At 64.3% G+C, this 16,206-nt stretch carries 13 protein-coding genes and 1 pseudogene; 7 read left to right on the forward strand and 7 right to left on the reverse strand.

What is annotated here, in order from left to right; all coding sequences use genetic code 11:
- Together A5686_RS11435 and A5686_RS11440 are read right to left on the reverse strand one after the other, a co-directional pair.
- On the reverse strand, nucleotides 1-527 hold a 527-nt coding region (locus A5686_RS11435; RefSeq protein WP_197520552.1), incomplete at its 3' end, for a glycosyltransferase.
- A 49-nt stretch (nucleotides 528-576) separates the two neighbouring features.
- A complete protein-coding gene (locus A5686_RS11440; protein WP_082947599.1) occupies nucleotides 577-1,488 on the reverse strand; it encodes a GAP family protein in 912 nt (303 codons plus the stop codon).
- 153 nt (nucleotides 1,489-1,641) lie between these two features.
- Here A5686_RS11440 and A5686_RS11445 point away from each other — a divergent pair, with 153 nt between their 5' ends.
- From A5686_RS11445 to A5686_RS11460, 4 genes are all read left to right on the forward strand, one after another.
- Nucleotides 1,642-2,985, forward strand: coding sequence for a hypothetical protein (locus tag A5686_RS11445; protein WP_067934153.1), 1,344 nt, complete (start codon nucleotides 1,642-1,644; stop codon nucleotides 2,983-2,985).
- Nucleotides 2,986-3,118: 133 nt separating this feature from the next.
- Nucleotides 3,119-4,033, forward strand: coding sequence for a sulfotransferase family protein (locus A5686_RS11450; protein ID WP_231986348.1), 915 nt, complete (start codon nucleotides 3,119-3,121; stop codon nucleotides 4,031-4,033).
- Between the two features lie 50 nt (nucleotides 4,034-4,083).
- Nucleotides 4,084-5,352 carry a glycosyltransferase gene (locus A5686_RS11455; protein ID WP_067934155.1) on the forward strand — a complete coding sequence of 423 codons (1,269 nt, stop codon included), beginning with the start codon at nucleotides 4,084-4,086 and terminating at the stop codon, nucleotides 5,350-5,352.
- Between the two features lie 110 nt (nucleotides 5,353-5,462).
- Nucleotides 5,463-6,248, forward strand: a complete 786-nt coding sequence (locus A5686_RS11460; RefSeq protein ID WP_067934156.1) for a GAP family protein — start codon at nucleotides 5,463-5,465, stop codon at nucleotides 6,246-6,248.
- A 5-nt stretch (nucleotides 6,249-6,253) separates the two neighbouring features.
- On the opposite strand, the gene A5686_RS11465 is transcribed toward A5686_RS11460, so the two are convergent.
- The 4 genes from A5686_RS11465 to A5686_RS11480 form a co-directional block, all read right to left on the reverse strand.
- Nucleotides 6,254-7,153, reverse strand: a complete 900-nt coding sequence (locus A5686_RS11465; protein ID WP_067934158.1) for a class I SAM-dependent methyltransferase — start codon at nucleotides 7,151-7,153, stop codon at nucleotides 6,254-6,256.
- Between the two features lie 55 nt (nucleotides 7,154-7,208).
- A complete protein-coding gene (locus A5686_RS11470) occupies nucleotides 7,209-8,240 on the reverse strand; it encodes an NAD(P)-dependent oxidoreductase (protein WP_067934160.1) in 1,032 nt (343 codons plus the stop codon).
- A 31-nt stretch (nucleotides 8,241-8,271) separates the two neighbouring features.
- Nucleotides 8,272-9,666 carry a nucleotide sugar dehydrogenase gene (locus tag A5686_RS11475; protein WP_231986349.1) on the reverse strand — a complete coding sequence of 465 codons (1,395 nt, stop codon included), beginning with the start codon at nucleotides 9,664-9,666 and terminating at the stop codon, nucleotides 8,272-8,274.
- 85 nt (nucleotides 9,667-9,751) lie between these two features.
- On the reverse strand, nucleotides 9,752-11,014 hold the full coding sequence (locus A5686_RS11480) for a glycosyltransferase (protein WP_067934162.1): 1,263 nt from the start codon (nucleotides 11,012-11,014) through the stop codon (nucleotides 9,752-9,754).
- A gap of 302 nt (nucleotides 11,015-11,316) precedes the next feature.
- On the opposite strand from A5686_RS11480, the gene A5686_RS11485 reads away from it, so the two are divergent.
- Nucleotides 11,317-12,720, forward strand: coding sequence for a hypothetical protein (locus tag A5686_RS11485; protein ID WP_067934163.1), 1,404 nt, complete (start codon nucleotides 11,317-11,319; stop codon nucleotides 12,718-12,720).
- A gap of 314 nt (nucleotides 12,721-13,034) precedes the next feature.
- On the opposite strand, the gene A5686_RS27950 is transcribed toward A5686_RS11485, so the two are convergent.
- The gene (locus tag A5686_RS27950; RefSeq protein ID WP_231986350.1) at nucleotides 13,035-13,250 is read right to left on the reverse strand and encodes a hypothetical protein; all 216 of its coding nucleotides are present in this window, start codon (nucleotides 13,248-13,250) and stop codon (nucleotides 13,035-13,037) included.
- Nucleotides 13,251-13,371: 121 nt separating this feature from the next.
- Here A5686_RS27950 and A5686_RS11490 point away from each other — a divergent pair, with 121 nt between their 5' ends.
- Nucleotides 13,372-14,649, forward strand: a complete 1,278-nt coding sequence (locus tag A5686_RS11490; protein WP_231986351.1) for an alkaline phosphatase family protein — start codon at nucleotides 13,372-13,374, stop codon at nucleotides 14,647-14,649.
- Nucleotides 14,650-15,504: 855 nt separating this feature from the next.
- Nucleotides 15,505-16,206: pseudogene (locus A5686_RS11500) on the forward strand (adenylate/guanylate cyclase domain-containing protein); the annotation flags it as partial.

Here is a 16,206-nt window from a genome sequence, read left to right on the forward strand (position 1 = left end):
TCGAACCTCTTCATCCCCCGCCAGCTCACCCACTCGTACGCCCTCACCGCGCAGCGGCCCCACGGCGGCGACAGGAATGGCAAAACCTGGCCGTTGACCCGCACCGGGGACAGATGCAGCGTGGCCAGTGGAATGCCGTAATACTCGGCAACATTGGCGGCGGGCTGCTCGAAATTCAAAAAGGTGACCAACAGGTCGGCGCCGTCAGCCAGCGACCGCAGCGTCGCGGTGATATCCGCCCAGTAGTTGGTGACGGATTCCCCGATCTCGCGCCACGACCCGATCAGTTCTCGTACCTTCCAGAAGTTGTGGAATGAGCGCGTCCATAAATCGCGGTGCGCGCTCCACCACTCGCGCGTGTCCGGTCCGTACGCGGCAGCGCTAAGTCCAGCCGCTTCGGCGAAGCCGACCAGATCGGGCGGCACGGCCATGCGCACCTCGTGGCCGCGGCGCAGCAGTTCGCGACCGACAGCGACGCAGGGCTCCACATCGCCACGCGTTCCGTAGCTCGCCAGCACACATTTCATCGCGCGTCCCGCGGCAATGGACTCTCCCTCTAAGCTGCAGCGAACTGCCCTATGTCTGTGGTGCTAAGTCGTTAACGGCTAACCCGCGATGGGCGGCGCAGTGCGCGATGTGACTATAACTCCCGATAACCGCCGACCGCTGCGAGTTGTCAACTGGCCGGCCTCGTTCGGTGCCGACGCCGCTGAGGATCAGCGACACTCCGGCCACCGCGAGCATCGCTACCAGGATTTTGCGACGGTGCGCCAATGCCCAGTCGTGTAACCGTTGCAGGACGGTTTGCGTTTTCGCTGGCATGGCCAAGTAACTGAGCAGGGTCATCTCGGCTATGGCTAGCACCCCGATGACGAACGCGATGGCGGCACTGACCTGCGTGCCGATCGCAGCTCCCGAGGCCACGATGATCGCGAGTAGCAGCAGACCGACATCGGGTTCCACGCCGCCGAATGCCAAGCCGATCACGAACGCGACCCACCGGGACCCGTTTTCCCATGCATGGTGGACGCGGCCGAGCAACCGCCGCAAGACAGGGCCGCGCTCCGTCGCCGCACCCCGAGCGCGGTTCAGCACCCGCGTGATAATGGGCGGTGTGTTTTGGCCCAGCACCTGCGTCGAGGCGTCGCACCCGGTTACGGGCAGGTGTTCGGGCCGACGCCGGCGCTGGGTCACCGAGCGCACGATGATCAGAGCGCCGACGGATAGCGCAAGTACACCCATGCCGATCCTGAGTTCCCGGACGATGGTGCTCGTCGCCAGATCGTCGGCAAACGATTTGAAAGTCGGCGTGATGTGCAGCAGTGTCAGCGGAACCACCACGGCCGGAATGCATCCGGCCAAGCAACCCGCCACGTAGGCGAGCAGGTTTTGAAGGGGCGGTGGCCGGGAGATCACGAGAAGCATGACGGCGAGGCGCATTGGGTTTAGTGCCGTCACAAGCGCCAGTGCCAGCACTGAGCCCCACATGGCCGGACACACTACCTTGGCCGCTCGCTGCCCTGATGTTCCCCGCGATGGCGCCCCGCAGTCCCGGGAGCAACGATGTTGTCCCGCAACGGGTCACGCTCGATTCCTAGACCAGCATTCACCCACACGCGCAGTCGGAAGTACGGTACGACGATGGACAACCTGCTGGATCCGCACGACCAGCTCACGTTCGACGCGGAGCGAGTGACGGGAGTCGCATCGATCCCACATCCGTTCTGGGTGTATAGCCGTCCGGTCGACATCGATGGTCTGCGGAAGTTCCATCATCATCTTCAGCGGGGATGCTTGGCCCGCCGCATCGAACCGTCACCATTGCGGTTCGGCCGCCACCGGTGGGTATCGCCCGACCGTCCCTCCGAGATCGAGATCGTCGCGAGGCCTCGCCCGCGTGCGGAACTCGACGCGTGGCTCGACGAGCAGGCCGCGGCGCCCATCGCTGCCCAACACGGGCCTGGATGGCACCTTGCCGTGTTGCCCTTCAGCGACGGCGGCGCGGCGGTGAGCTTGGCCGTCTCACACTGCATCGCCGACGGGATCGGGTTGTTGGAGGCGATGGCGCATGCGGCCGATGGCCGCGATGACCCGATCGACTGGCCTGGCGCCCGATCGCGCCGGCGGTGGCAGGCTCTGCGCGAGGACGCCCGTCAATCCGTGCGCGACATCCCCGCTCTCGGCCGCGGCGCCGCGGCCGCGGCACGGCTGACCCGGCGTGCCCTTCGCCAGGGCGCCGGAGCCGCGCCGTCTACCACGCCACTTCGGCTGCCCACCGGCGCCGCCGAACCCCTCACGCCCCCAACGGCGACGGTCTTCGTCGATGCCGACGAGTGGGAGACGCGCGCTCGCGCGCTGGGCGGGACCAGCAACGTGCTGCTGCTTGGACTGGCGGCCCGCCTGGCCCAGCGAATGGGTCGAGTCACCGCGGACGGCTCGGTCCTGATAAAGATGCCGGTCAACGAGCGCGCCGCCGGGGATACCCGCGCCAACGCGGTCAGCCATCTCACCGTCACGGTCGACGCCGCGCCCGCGACCAGGGACCTGCGCGACATTCGGACCGCGGTCAAGGGAGCGCTGACTAATCACCGGGAGCTTCGCGACGACGAGCGGGCTGTGTTGGCGTTCGTCCCCCTGTTGGGTCTGTTGCCCAAACGCCTTGTCCGGCTCGTCGACAACACGGTCGTCTCATCCAACATCGGTGTGATCAACCCGGCCGTCATCCGACCGGACGGCACAGACGCCGACCTCTTCGCCGCGAGGCTTTCTTACCAGGGCGTGACCGAAGCTTTGATGCACCGTCTGGGCGGAGCCCTGTATGTGCTGTCGGGGACCGCGCAGGGCCAGGTCTTCGTCTCGGTCACCGTTCATCAGCCCGGCTATGCAAACTCGAATGAGGCTTTGCGACAAGACCTTTCGATAGCCTTAAATGACTTTGCGCTTAACGGAAGGTATATCGGAGCACCCCCGGTCACACGCCACTGACGATGACCATCAGGTCATCTGTGAGGCCGTGGCTGTCGCGCGCACTCTTACACACACGTACTATTAACCCCGTTTGACCGGGGTCCAGTGCGACGCCACGGTCGGTAGCCGATTGCCTTGAGGAGAGGGGCTAATGACAACCGTCTTGTTCGTGCTGGGGATGGCCCGGTCCGGCACCTCCGCGATGACACGCGTCCTGTCCCTGTCCGGCGCCGCGCTGCCGCCCGGCATGCTCGGCGCCTCCAAAGCCAACCCGCGCGGCTTCTGGGAACCACGCCAAGCCAGCTACCTGAACGAGAAAATTCTGCGCCGCCATGGCAGCGCCGCCTTTGACCCCACTCTGCGCCTCCACGAAGAATCCGCCGACAGACGCGACATCGCCGAGATCAACGCCTACCTCACAGCGCTGCCGCCGTCGAACCTTTACGTCATCAAGGACCTGCAGATGACCTCGATAACCCGGCTGTGGTTCGAGGCCGCCCGCACCGCCGGTTACAACGTCGGCACCGTGATCGCGCTACGCCATCCCCACGAGGTCATCAAGTCCGTCACCGCGATGATGCCGGTCATCAAACCCGAACTCGCCGCCGCCCTCTGGCTGAAAAGCAGCCTGCTCGCCGAGCGCTACACCCGCGGGCGGGCCCGGGTGTTCGTGGAGTATTCCTTCCTCCTCGAGGATTGGCGGCGCGAGGTCAAACGCATGTCCACGGCCCTGGACGTCGATCTCAACCCAGACGAGCCCGCGATCAACGAGTTCCTCGCCCCCGATGACCGCCACCAACGGGCCGGCGGATCAGCGTGCCCGGAACCATTCGGCACTGAGTGGCTGACGACGACCTACCGCAATCTGCACCGGGCCGCGGGCGGCGACCCGTGGTGCCAACAAGAGCTGGACCAGGTCTTCTGCGAGTACCGGGCCAATGAACAACGCCTGGGCACCGCGTTCGACAACTACCAGCGCGTCGTCAAGGCGCAGCGCTTCGTCCCACGCAAGCTCATCTTCGAAATCGCCGCACTCGCCCACCGTCGCAAAGGCACCTGGGCCTAAGACCCGCCGCTGGCGACAACCCGCCCGGAAGCGAAAGGCCAAGATCAGCAATGAAATTCGCGCTTGCAACCTTCGGGAGTCGCGGCGATGTCGAGCCATGCGTCGCGATCGGCCGTGAGCTGCTGCGCCGCGGGCACGACGTCCGCATGGCCGTCCCACCCGACTTGGTCGGCTTCGCCGAGTCGGTTGGGCTTGCAGCGGTCGCCTTCGGGCCGGAGGTGCGGCCGATTCTGGACGCCCACCGCACCTTCTGGACGGATTTCTTCCGCAACTTCTGGAAAGTCCGGCACCTGATCGAGCTGCGGCACGAGATCGCGGATCCGGTCATCCACCGCTGGGATCAGATCTGCGCCTCGCTGAAGTCGCTGGCCGACGGTGCCGATTTACTGGTCAGCGGGCTGAACTTCGAGCAGGCCGCTGCCAACGTCGCCGAGTATCACAACATTCCGCTGGCCACGGTGCACATCTTCCCCGTGCGGGCCAGCGGGCAGTTCCTGTCTTTCCTGCCGGCGCCGGTGGGGCGCTCGACGATGAGGGTGTACGAGTCGGTCGCGTGGCGCGCGGCAAAAAAGCTCGAGGACGCCCAACGCTCTGCACTGGGCCTTCCGAAAGCGAATGGTCCGCTGCCGCGACGGATCGCCGAGCGAGATTGGGTGGAAATCCAGGCCTACGAAGAAGTGTGCTTTCCCGGGCTGGCGGCCGAATGGGCGGGATCGAACGGCCAACGTCCCTTTGTCGGCGCGCTGACGATGGAGCTGACCACCGACGCCGATGAAGAGGTGGCGTCGTGGATCGCCGCGGGAACGCCACCGATCTTCTTCGGCTTCGGCAGCACTCCGGTCAAATCTCCGTCCGACACCCTCGCCATGATCGGCGCGGCCTGCGCGCAATTGGGCGAGCGGGCTGTGGTCTGTTCCGGCTGGAGCGACTTCAGCGATCTCCCCCATTTCGACCACGTCAAGGTGGTGGACGCGGTGAATTACGCGGCGGTCTTTCCCGCCTGCCGCGCGGTCGTGCACCACGGGGGCATGGGCACCATAGCCGCGGGTTTGCGCGCCGGAGTGCCCATGCTCGTCCTTTGGACGGCGCCCGATCAGGCGCTCTGGGCCGCCCAGGTGAAACGGCTGAAAGTAGGCTTCGGGCGCCGCTTTTCGAGCGTTAGCCGGGAATCGCTGGTCGCGGACCTGCGCACGATCCTCGACCACGAATATGTCTCGCGGGCCCGCGGGGTGGCCACCCGGACGACGAAACCGACCGAAAGCGTAGCCCACACCGCCGATCTCCTGGAAAACTTCGCCCGCCCACGACAGGTTGGTTGACGCGGCATAACTAGCGGGGCGCCCTTCCGACGGCCGCAACGGTCGCCGCCGGTCGGCCGACGGGGACCGCGACCGGCCGCTGGGAACTGGGCAGGGTAGTGTCTCGGCCGGTGTGGGGTTCCGTGCTCGGGATGGCGCTTCTGTGGGCGCTCAATCCTGTGCTTCTCGGCCTCATCCTCCTGCTGATTTCCCGTCCGCGACCGGTGCAAAGCCTGCTCGCTTGCTGGGTAGGCTGCCTGATCACGAACGTTCCCGCCTTATTGGTTCCGCTGGTGGCACTGCACGTCATGCCGGCGTTCAGATCTACCGCCCATGAATTAGCCGCCGCGGGCCCGAACTCGATGGCCCGCCATATTCAAGTCGGACTGGGTGTACTGGGGCTGGCGATCGCAGCGCTGATCCTGGTGCGCTCCCGAGCGCGGCGAAGCATGCCGGCACAGGTCGCCAACTTTTCGACCGCGAAGCTCGACTCGAATGAAAGCGGACTCTCGCTGCCGCAGGGCCGCGACGATGATGCGGCGAACGAACGCGAATCTGCAATCCGGCGGCTGGTCGGCCACGTCAACGATGCGTGGGAGAACGGATCGTTGTGGGTGGCCGTGCTGGTGGGCATGTCCATCCTGCCGGGCCCGCTGCTGGTCTTGCTCGTGGACACCACCATCGTGGCGTCGGGAGCCCCGATCGGCACGCAGGTCATCGCCGCCATCGCATTCGTCGTCGGGATGCTTGCGGTCTTCGAGATAACCCTGCTGAGCTACCTGCTCACGCCGGAGAAAACCAAAGCGGTGTTGCAACCGTTGCACGAATGGGCGCTTGCCCACCGTGCGCAGGTTCTGGCCGCGATCTTCGCGGTGGTTAGCCTGTCGCTGGTGGCAAGGGGCGCTGGCGTCATCTGATCAGATCACTTGGCCCGCAGGACAAAACCCTTCTGGTCGCCACGACCCTGCTGGTTGAGCCGATCCGTGCGTTTTGCCCACTTCCACATCTGCCTTATCCCAAACAGCCGCAGGATTTGCGGGTCGGTCACCGCCACGCCTCGCCGATAGGCTTCGCTCCCCAGAAACTGACCCAAATTCGAATCATCAAATGTCCGCTCCACCCGCAGCCCCGCCTTGTCAGCTGCCAGTGCCATTGATTGACACGAAGGTATGACGAAATGCCGAGGGGCATCGATCTGCACCCAGTCAGCCGCATAACTGGTCCACGCTTCGGACGAAGTCGTCGGAACGCGAGCCAGGCAAAAGCCTCCGGCAGCGAGTTTCTCGCGTGCCATCTTGAGCATTGCGACCGGGTCTGAAACATGCTCGAGCGAATGGTTGAACATGATGAGATCGAATTCGCCCGTCACTTCACCGAAATCGCGCTTCAGCAACGGTACTCCTCGCCGCGTCTGGCCATCGCCGGCGATGAACGGATCCGCACCACACAAGTTGGTGAATCCCACTCTGGCCAATCGGTCAAGCAGCAAACCGCTGCCGCAACCCACGTCCAGAATTCGCGCGTCACGGTCGAGCGGGAGCGCGGCGATCATGCCGAGCGCGTCTCCGCCGAGGAGAAGGCGAAGGATACCGTCGGCCAAGCGCCTCGTTAACAGGGCGCCGACGAGCCGGCCGCCGGCACGCAACTTGTAGCGGTCCTGCTGCGTAATGAGCCATCGGAGTATCCCAGGGTCGTTGTACGAGTGATAATTTCGGGGATAATGGCGCATGAGCTCTTCACCGTCGAGCACATGCGCAATTTGTAACGTCTCACACGCAGCGCAAAGATAGTAGTCGAACCGCTCGCGGGTTCCATACATCATTTCGCGAACTACAACGGGTCGATGAGGGCCGGTCGATCCGCATAGCCGGCACTCTTTACTGATCTCGTTCAGTTGGTCCTCCAGCAACAGATTGATGCACAGTAAATCCCTTGAGGTACCAGGGATTCGCCCGCGCCCAATCGATGGTGCGACGGACCCCTTCCTCGAGGTCTACCTGGATGCGCCAACCCAACTCCCGTTGCGCCTTGGTCGAATCGGGGATACGGCTAGGAATGTCCTCATAGCGATCCCCGTAACGAGCCGCGGTGTCAACGGTTTCGACACCCGTCACCGAGGCGACATCGGCGATCTTGATCGCCACAGCGACAGCGTCGCCCACAGTCGTCTCGGTCATGCTGCCGATGTTGAAGGCCTCGCCGATCGCCGCGCTGCTCTCGGCCGCGAGCAAGGTGCCGGCGACGGCGTCGTCGACGTAGGTGAAGCACCGCGTCTGGTCTCCGGAGTCGTAGAGCAACGGCCGGCGGCCATTCAGGATCCGGTGAATGCTCTGCGAAATCACGAAAATCGGAGGTTGCCGCGGACCATATACGTTGAAGTAGCGAACGACCGTCACCGGCAGTGCGTGAGACGCATGCATCGCGAAAACGAGATGTTCACCCATGGCCTTACTGGTGCTGTAGCTCCACCGCGCGGTTCGTGTGGAACCGAGAACGCGATCGTCGTCCTCGGCGAACGGTGGGTTCGGGTTCCTCCCGAACACCTCAGATGTGCTGGCGAACACCACATGCGCTTGGTGTCGACGGCTCAGCTCGAGGACGTTGCGAGTGCCGGTCACGTTGACATCGAGAACCTGCAGCGGGTCTTTGAGATAGTTGTTGACACCGACAATCGCGGCCAGGTGGAAAACCTTGTCCACGTCGGGGGTCAGGGCACTCTGGAGCGCGGCCAGATCGGTGACGTCACCCCGCACGAACCGGAAGTTGGCGTGCCGGTCGAAGTCGAGATCGCTGTCGGGCGTGTCTTTTTCAAGGTCGAACACCGTGACCGTGTCCCCGCGTCCGAGCAACGCGGCGACCAGGTGCGATCCGATGAAGCCGTAGCCGCCAGTCACGACGACATTGGACATGAACGCTCTTTCATTTCGGGTTCAGGCACGCCTACCGGCCGATGCCCTTGTAGACGAAGCCCGCTGTGCGCACCGCCGCCGGGTCGAAGCTATTCCGCCCGTCGAGGAACGCACACCGGGGCCCCGCCAAGTCGGCGAGCCGGACCAGGGGCACCTGGTGGAAGTGTCGGTGGCCCGCGAGGAGCACCAACGCATCCGCATCTTCAACCGCCGAATCGATGTCTGCGGTCAGGGGAATCTTCGTCACCGTCAGGGCCTGCGCGTCCGTCACCCACGGGTCATGGATCGAAAGCCGGCAGCCGGACTCCTCGAGCAGGTTGATGACGGACTTGGCGGGTGTGAGGCGGCAGTCGCCGGTGTTGTTCTTGAACGCGATGCCCAGCACCGCGATCCTGCTCGTCTCAAGCGCCTTGCCCTGATCGGCGAGGAGCTGCTCGAGCAGCCCGTAGGTGTAGGCGGGCATCGTGTCGTTGACAGTCCTCGACGTCCGCGGGATTGCCAGGTCCAGTCCGACGGACACGCCCAGATGATTGACGAACCACGGATCCTTCGTCAGGCAGGAACCGCCGACTCCCATACTCGGCCTCAAGATGTTCACGTCGCCGCCGCCCTTCGGCATCGTGTTGGCGGCGTCGATGACTTGCAGGGCGTCCATGCCGAGCCTGTCGCATACCTTGGCCAGCTCGTTCGCCAGCGCCACGTTGAGGTCCACCCAGAGGTTGTCGGCCAGCTTGACCATCTCGGCGGTCCGGGGGTTGTCGACGACGACGGAGTCGACTCCAAGGGCATGTCGCCACAATGTCGCGCAAGCGCGAGCGCTGCGCTCATCGACGGCGCCCACCACGACGGGGATCGACGTGAGCTCGCGGATGGCTTGGCCTTCGGCGATCCGCTCGGGGCAGAACGCCAACCCGAAGTCGACCCCGGCCCGCAGACCCGAGGCCTCTTCCAGGATCGGCAGAACGACGGTTTCGGTGGTGTCGGGCGGCACCGTGCTCTTGAGCATGACGATGTGGCCTGGCCGCAGGTGCTCCCCCACGGCCCGCGCCGCCGCCTTGATGTCGTCGACGATGGGCTCGTAGCCCGGACCGAGCGGCGTACCCACGTTCACAATCACGAAATCGTTGTCGGCGACGGCGCCGAAATCGGTCGTGGCGCGAAGCCGGCCGACTCGCACGTTGTCGGACACGAGCTCGCCGAGCCCGGGCTCAGGCACGGTGGTCTTGCCCAGGTTGATCTCGTCGACGACGCTCTGCCGCACGTCGATCCCCGTCACCGGCCAGCCACGGTCTGCGAGCACCGCACCGATCACCGTGCCGATGTAGCCGCAGCCCACGACCGCGATCCCAGACCGCTGGCCACGCACCAAGGAGTCGATCTCGGCGTCGCTACGCCCGAATACGCATGCCGGCATTACCCCGCCCATCTAGCGTCATCCCGCTCACTGCACAGATGTGCAATAGGGTGCCATGCCAGCGCGCGGAGCGCACACGCGGGGCCCGATGCTCAGCTCAGGGTTCGCGCCGGCCGAAGTCTTCCAAAAGATCGGCGGCGGCCGCAACGCTTTCGGCGGATTTGGTCATCCGGGCGGAGATCTCACTAGCACGGGCAACGCATTCCGGGTCGAGGACCCGGCGCAGGTCCGCAGCCAGCGATTCGCGGGTGGTGCTCGAAAACCGCCGGGCGGAACCAACTTTCAGCCTCTTGACCTGGGTTCCCCAGAGCGTCTGATCGCCGAACGTCGGGAGGATCAACGTCGGAACTCCGGCGCGTAGACCCGCCGCCGTGGTGCCGGTGCCGCCATGATGCACGACCGCGCGGCACGCGGGAAAGGCGGCCGCGTAATTCATCGCGCCCACGGTCTTGACGTGCTCGAAACACGGAACGTCGCTGAAATCGGTCTCTGCGGAACAAATCAACGCCCGCTCGCCCAACTGCGCGCAAGCCTCGCCGATCATGGCCACCGTTTCGGCGGGAGACTTGACCGGCGTGCTGCCAAACCCGAAGAAAATTGGCGGGTTCCCCGCGGCGATCCACGACGCGACGTCCGCATCGGCATCCGTAGGCAATTCGATCGTCAGCGCACCGACGAAGGGCCGCCGGCAATCCGACTTCGCCCATTCGGCCGCCAGCCCCGGAAAGCACACCTCGTCGTATGCCTGTATTTCCAGCGATCCGCGTTCAGCGACTCGTCGCGACCACAGACCCGTTGCCTTCGGTAGCCGGAGTTTGCGGCGCTGCGCGTCGTCGGGCCTCTTCATCATGGGCCAACTCAGCCGCTCGGACATCGTCATCGCGGAACGGCCTACCGGCGCCGGCAGGCCAGGAAGGAGTTGGCCGTTGGCCCGGATCGGGAAGGTATGCAGCATGGCCAACTTAACGTCGTAATACTCCGCGATGTTGGCCGCGGACTGCTCACCGATGGCGCTGGTGACCAGCACGTCGGCCCCATCCGCCAGCGACATCAGAGCCTTGCTGGTCTCCTCCCAGAGCTGGTTGAACAGATCCCGATCTTCGCGCACCAACCTGCTGAGTTCCTGGACCTTCCACGGTGCGCGGAACAACCGCACCAACAGGTCGCGGTGGACGTCCTGCCACGCCCGCGCATCCGGCCCGCAGGCGGTCGCGGTAAGCCCCGCCGACTCGACGAAGCCAACCAGGTCGGGCGCGACGGCCATGCGTACGTCGTGCCCACGGCCCAGCAGTTCACGACCGACAGCGACTCCAGGCTCGGCGTCGCCGCGCGTTCCATAAACGGCCAGCACGAATTGCATCGCGGAGGTTTGGCCTTTCGGTTGTCGTGCGCGAAGGCGGGGGCACCAGTCATGATGCCTGGTTCCTCTGCCGGCCGGACCGGCGGGCGCCAATTGGCTTCGACTGACTAGTACCGGGACCATTGTCATGACCGGTGTGGGTCATTCAAAGCACTCGAAAAGCCCCGTTGCAGGCCTTTATTCAGCCGGGTCGATGTCGTTGGTAAGCAGGTGAGCGAAGGCAAAAAAGGTTTCCTGCGCTCAGCCGCAAACCGCGTGGTATCGCGTGCTGGCCGAAAGGCGGGCTCGGCTACTCTCATGTGATGAATTGGCCGGGCCGTGCACGCGCATACTTTGAGACCCGCGCATCACGCGTTGATGCGCGGCCGGATAATCGGATCGCGTTGGTGGATCAAGGATTGTTTGCCGGCCATCGCGCCGCGGGTCTGAACCTCGTCATCCAGTGCGTGTGGATTTATGAGCACGCTATCGACTTCGCCGAGCTGAGACGTTTACACCGCAATCTCAGTCACGGGTTGCTGGGACGGCGCATTGAGCGCTCGCCGCTGCCCTTTGGCCGGGCTCGCTGGGTGTTGGATAGCGGACCGTCCGATATCGACGTCGCAGACTGCGCCCGTCCACGCAATGAGCTCAGCGACTGGGCTGATGAACGTTCACAACTGCCGATCGATGTCGAACAGCGCCGCGGTTGGCAGTTTGGCGTGCTTCCTCTTACCGACGGCTCAACCGCGGTCAGCTTGGTCCTTTCCCACTACCTGCTCGACGGCCTCGGACTCGCCCTCGCGGTCGTTGATGCCAAACTGGGTAACCCTGCCGCCCTCGGCTATCCACTCCCGCGCTCACGTACTCGCTGGCGCGCGGTGGTTGAGGACGCCCGCCACACCGCGCGGGACGTCCCGGACGTTGCCCGGGCTGTCGTCGTCGCGGCGAAGATGGCCCGTCGGGCGCGGCACGATCTCGCCCGATCGCAGGCGTCGCGACCCGTCAAGCTCCGCGCATGTGAGGGCGATGACCCAATCGTCGTGCCGGCCGCCTGGATCCAGCTCGACGCGGCGGACTGGGATGCCCGCGCAAAGGAGCTCGGCGGAACGAGTAAGACACTGGTGGCAGGGTTTGCCGCGAAATTCGCTGAGCACGTGGGGCGTCGGCGTGACGGTGATGGTCTGGTCACCTTGCATCTGCCGATGAACGACCGCACTGAGGGCGACACGCGGGCAAACGCGATGTCGATCGCGGTCGTCCGCGTCGATCCGGCGCGGGTGACGACGGATCTGCGTGACCTCCGTGCCGAGATCACGCGAGCGCTCACGACGCTGCGGGAGACTCCAGACGAGGCACTGCAATTACGTTCGCTGATCCCGTTCACCCCGAAGCAGGCGTTGAAACGGATGGTCGACGCGGGGTTCACGGACCCCGACGTCCCCATGCTTTGCTCGAATCTCGGCGACTTCGACCCGCTGGTGTGCCGCCTCGACGGCACCTACGGCGAACTTGTCATGACCCGGGCGACAGGGCAACACGTGACGCGACAGTGGCTCGATCAAACGGGGGGTCAAATGACCCTCCAGTCTTGGAGCACCGGTGGCTCCAAGATCTACCTCACCATCAACGCCTACCAACCCGGTGCCGAGAACACCAAGCAGGCGTTGCAAGAGCTGGCTCAGCGTACCCTGGCTGAGTTCGATCTGACCGGCACGATCGAGTAATTAGAGACGTCACCGCCATTCCTCTGGCTGCCGCGTCCGCCGTTGGTACCTGTGCCGTGCCCGCGGGCAGTTCAGCGTCCTCACGCGTCGCCTGGCACGGCGTTGCGCTGACCGGCCCGTAGAGGCCGGCCTTCCTCGGGGCCTCGAGGCGGCCCATACACGATTTTGCTGATGATCGCGTCACCAACTCGGTCACCGAATGGCAACTGCTGGATATCAATTCGTGCAAGAACGTAGGAGTTCGGCGTGACGTACCTCACGATCGACGGAGCAATTCGCGGCGCCTAACCGCAGAGGTGGTACCTGATGTTCTGTCAACTCGGTCGTGTGGCTGGTGCCGCCGCCGGGGCTGCCCTGCTGGTCCTGTCGGCGTTCACCGCGCCGAGGGTGTCGGCCGCCGTGGTGATGAGCCCGAATCTGTTGATGAATCCGGGTGCCGAGTTCGGCGACCCGTCCCTGTCGGCGTACAGTTCGGTGTCCATCCCGGCGTGGACCGTGACCGGCACGCCGACCGTGATCAGGTATGGCACCGCGCGCCGCCTGCCATGGCCGCTCGGCTCGCCGGGCCCGACTCTGCCAGCCGCCCTGGGGTTTCCGCGGGCACAGAACGGACCCCCCGACGGCGCCGTGCAATTTTTCGGCGGTGGAAACGTGGCCACATCAACGCTCACCCAGTTCGTCGACCTGTCCGGCGCGGCACCGCAAATCGACACCGGCACCGTGCCATACAGGCTGAGTGGATGGCTCGGGGGCTTCCTTGAAGACCCGTCGGAAGCGTCGGTCACCGTCACATTCGTTGCCGCCGATGGACAATCGCCGCTGGGTGCTGGCAAGATCGGGCCGGTCACCGTGCTCGATCGCCGCTTGAAAACCGCTCTCCTCCAACGCGAGACCATCGGCACGATTCCCCGTGGAACGCGCGGCGCGAGTGTGGTCGTGACACTCAAAGACAGAAACCCGGTGATCGGCAGCTACAACAACGCCTACGCCGACAATGTCTCGTTCACTGTCGGCGCCCCCCTGCCTCAACCGCCGCCGCCGACGCCACCGGCATCGAAAGTCGGGCCCCTGGACCACATATTCATGATCTACCTGGAAAACCATGGCGTGAAGGACATTGTCGGCAGCCGCAATGCGCCATACATCAACGGCTTGATCAACAACTATGGTTATGGCGAAAACTACTACGCGCAAACACATCCGAGCCTGCCGAACTACTATCCGATCCTCGGCGGATCCGATTTCGGCTTCAACTACAACTGCGAGTTGGACTGCTTCGACCAACCCAACCTGGTCGACAACGTGGAGAGGGCGGGCAAGGGGTGGGCCTCCTACGAGCAATCCATGCCCGCGCCGTGTTTCACGCAAGACTCGGGTCCTTACAGCCCCGGCGAACTACCATTTCTGGCCTTCCACGACATAGTCGCCAACACCGATCGTTGCCAAAAACATGTGCTGCCGCTGGAGCGGATGGCCACGGACCTCGCCACGCCCGCCACCACTCCGAATTACGTGTGGTGGGCTGCGGACGAAAACCACAATATGGAGGGCCCCGTCAACCTCGAGTTCATCATCAGCCTGTTGACGACTCATCAATACAACATCAAGGCCGGCGACCAGTTCCTCGCGGCGACGCTGCCGACGATCCTCAACTCGCCGGCATTCCAGCAGCAGCGCAGCGCCATCTTCATCACGTGGGACGAGGACTACAACAACCTGTCACTGGGCATCGGCAACGAGGGTAATCACGTGCCCATGATCGTTATTCCGTCACCGAATTCCGGTATGCGCCAAGGCCACATCGTTGCAGCCAAGTACAACAACCACTACAGCTTGCTCCGCACGATCGAAGACTCCCTACAACTTCCCCGACTGACCAACAATGACAAATTCGCCCAGCCGATGAACGAATATTGGCAGGCGGGTTAGCGCGACTGGTGTCCAACGCGGCGACTGAGCCCTGCCGGCGAAACTGTCCGCCGGTCAGCGCTGACCAGATCACGACGGCATCGGATGCCAATCACGCCACACCGCCGACGCCCTGACCCTCTTCAATCCGGCCGGACAATTTTTCATGAACTCTGGTGTAAGAACCCCGTAAGAATTACGCACCGTTTACTCCGGAAAAAACCCAATCGGCAACACGGGCTGCTGGCAATTTACACGTGGTTTGCCGGCAACACTTTGAAATCACACCCAGCCATAATCGAGTTTTGTCGGGCGGGAGATCAATCCTCCAGCACCCGACCCGAGCCCGACGTCCTCAGCGGTTATCAAATAGTGATTATTCGCAAGGTCCAATTTGGCGCGTCGTTAGGTGGTGTCGTCGCTGTCCTCTCCTAGGCTTTGATCTGTCGCCGCCTCCCGTGGCGATCGCGTCGGTCTGCCAAGATTGGAGAACGGAAGTGTCACATGTGCAGCAAGCCATTTTTGTGACGCTGGCGCTGCTGGCTCCGATCTGTGCGGCGAGACAGCCGATCGCATGGTTTGCCCGGTGCCGCGGCATGAAAAAGCGCCGGTTGCGGCCCAAACACCCAGAACATTTCGGGTCGATCGCAAATGTCAGGCCAAGCGCCCGATCGGTTGCCCGCAGTCCTCGCCGCCAAGGGCCGCGACGGAACGCCGATTTGATCGGAAGCCGGCCGATCGCCGAGGTGAGGTACGCCAAGCGGCGAACTCCGATCGCGAGCTAGTAGCGGGATTCATCAGCCGGGCGGTCGGGCAATCCCCGATTTGCCTCCAGGGTGCCGACAAGCGCGCTGCTCAGCGGTTAGGCTTACAGCCGTGGAGGCCAGGAAGTGTGGTGCCTCACCAGGACGCCCAGACGGCTCGTCGGTGCGCCCGGACTGCGTGGCCGCGGCGCGCGCTCAGGCGCGCGACCGTAATCAGCACTATGCCGATAGCGCCGCCCGCCAATATCGAGTGCTCTCGATCGCGGCCCTGCTGGCGGTCGTAGTCAGCACCAATTTCGTCGTGCTGCAGATGGTCACCGGTGCCTGGATTTGGCAGATGCTTGTCCTCAATGTCATCTCGGCCGTGATCTTCGCGAGCGTGCCGTGGCTGCACCGCTTCGGTGACCTGGTCGCCCCGCTGACCTTTATCGGCGCGGCCTACGTCACCGTCTCCGCAAGCTGTTGGGATGCGGGCACCTCGTCGGGCGCCCAATATTTCCTGGTGGTCGGCGCCTGCCTGGTGGTGTTGCTGCTGGGCCTCGAACACATTGCGTTGGCCGCAGGCCTGGCGGCGATCGCCGCCGGCCTCGTCATCGGCTTGGAGTTTCTCGTTCCCCGCGATACGGGTCTGGTGCCGGCGTGGGCACAGTCCATGATGTTCGTCGTCACCATCATCTCCGCCTGCGTCATGGTGTTCATCACGGTGTGGTATGCGCTGCGTGACACGCAGCGCGCCGAGGCGGTGATGGAGTCTGAGTTCCAGCGGTCGGAGGCGCTGCTGGCCAACATGTTGCCGGGCAGCATCGCCGAGCGG

Source organism: Mycobacterium sp. E2479 (genome assembly GCF_001667925.1).
Lineage (GTDB): Bacteria > Actinomycetota > Actinomycetes > Mycobacteriales > Mycobacteriaceae > Mycobacterium.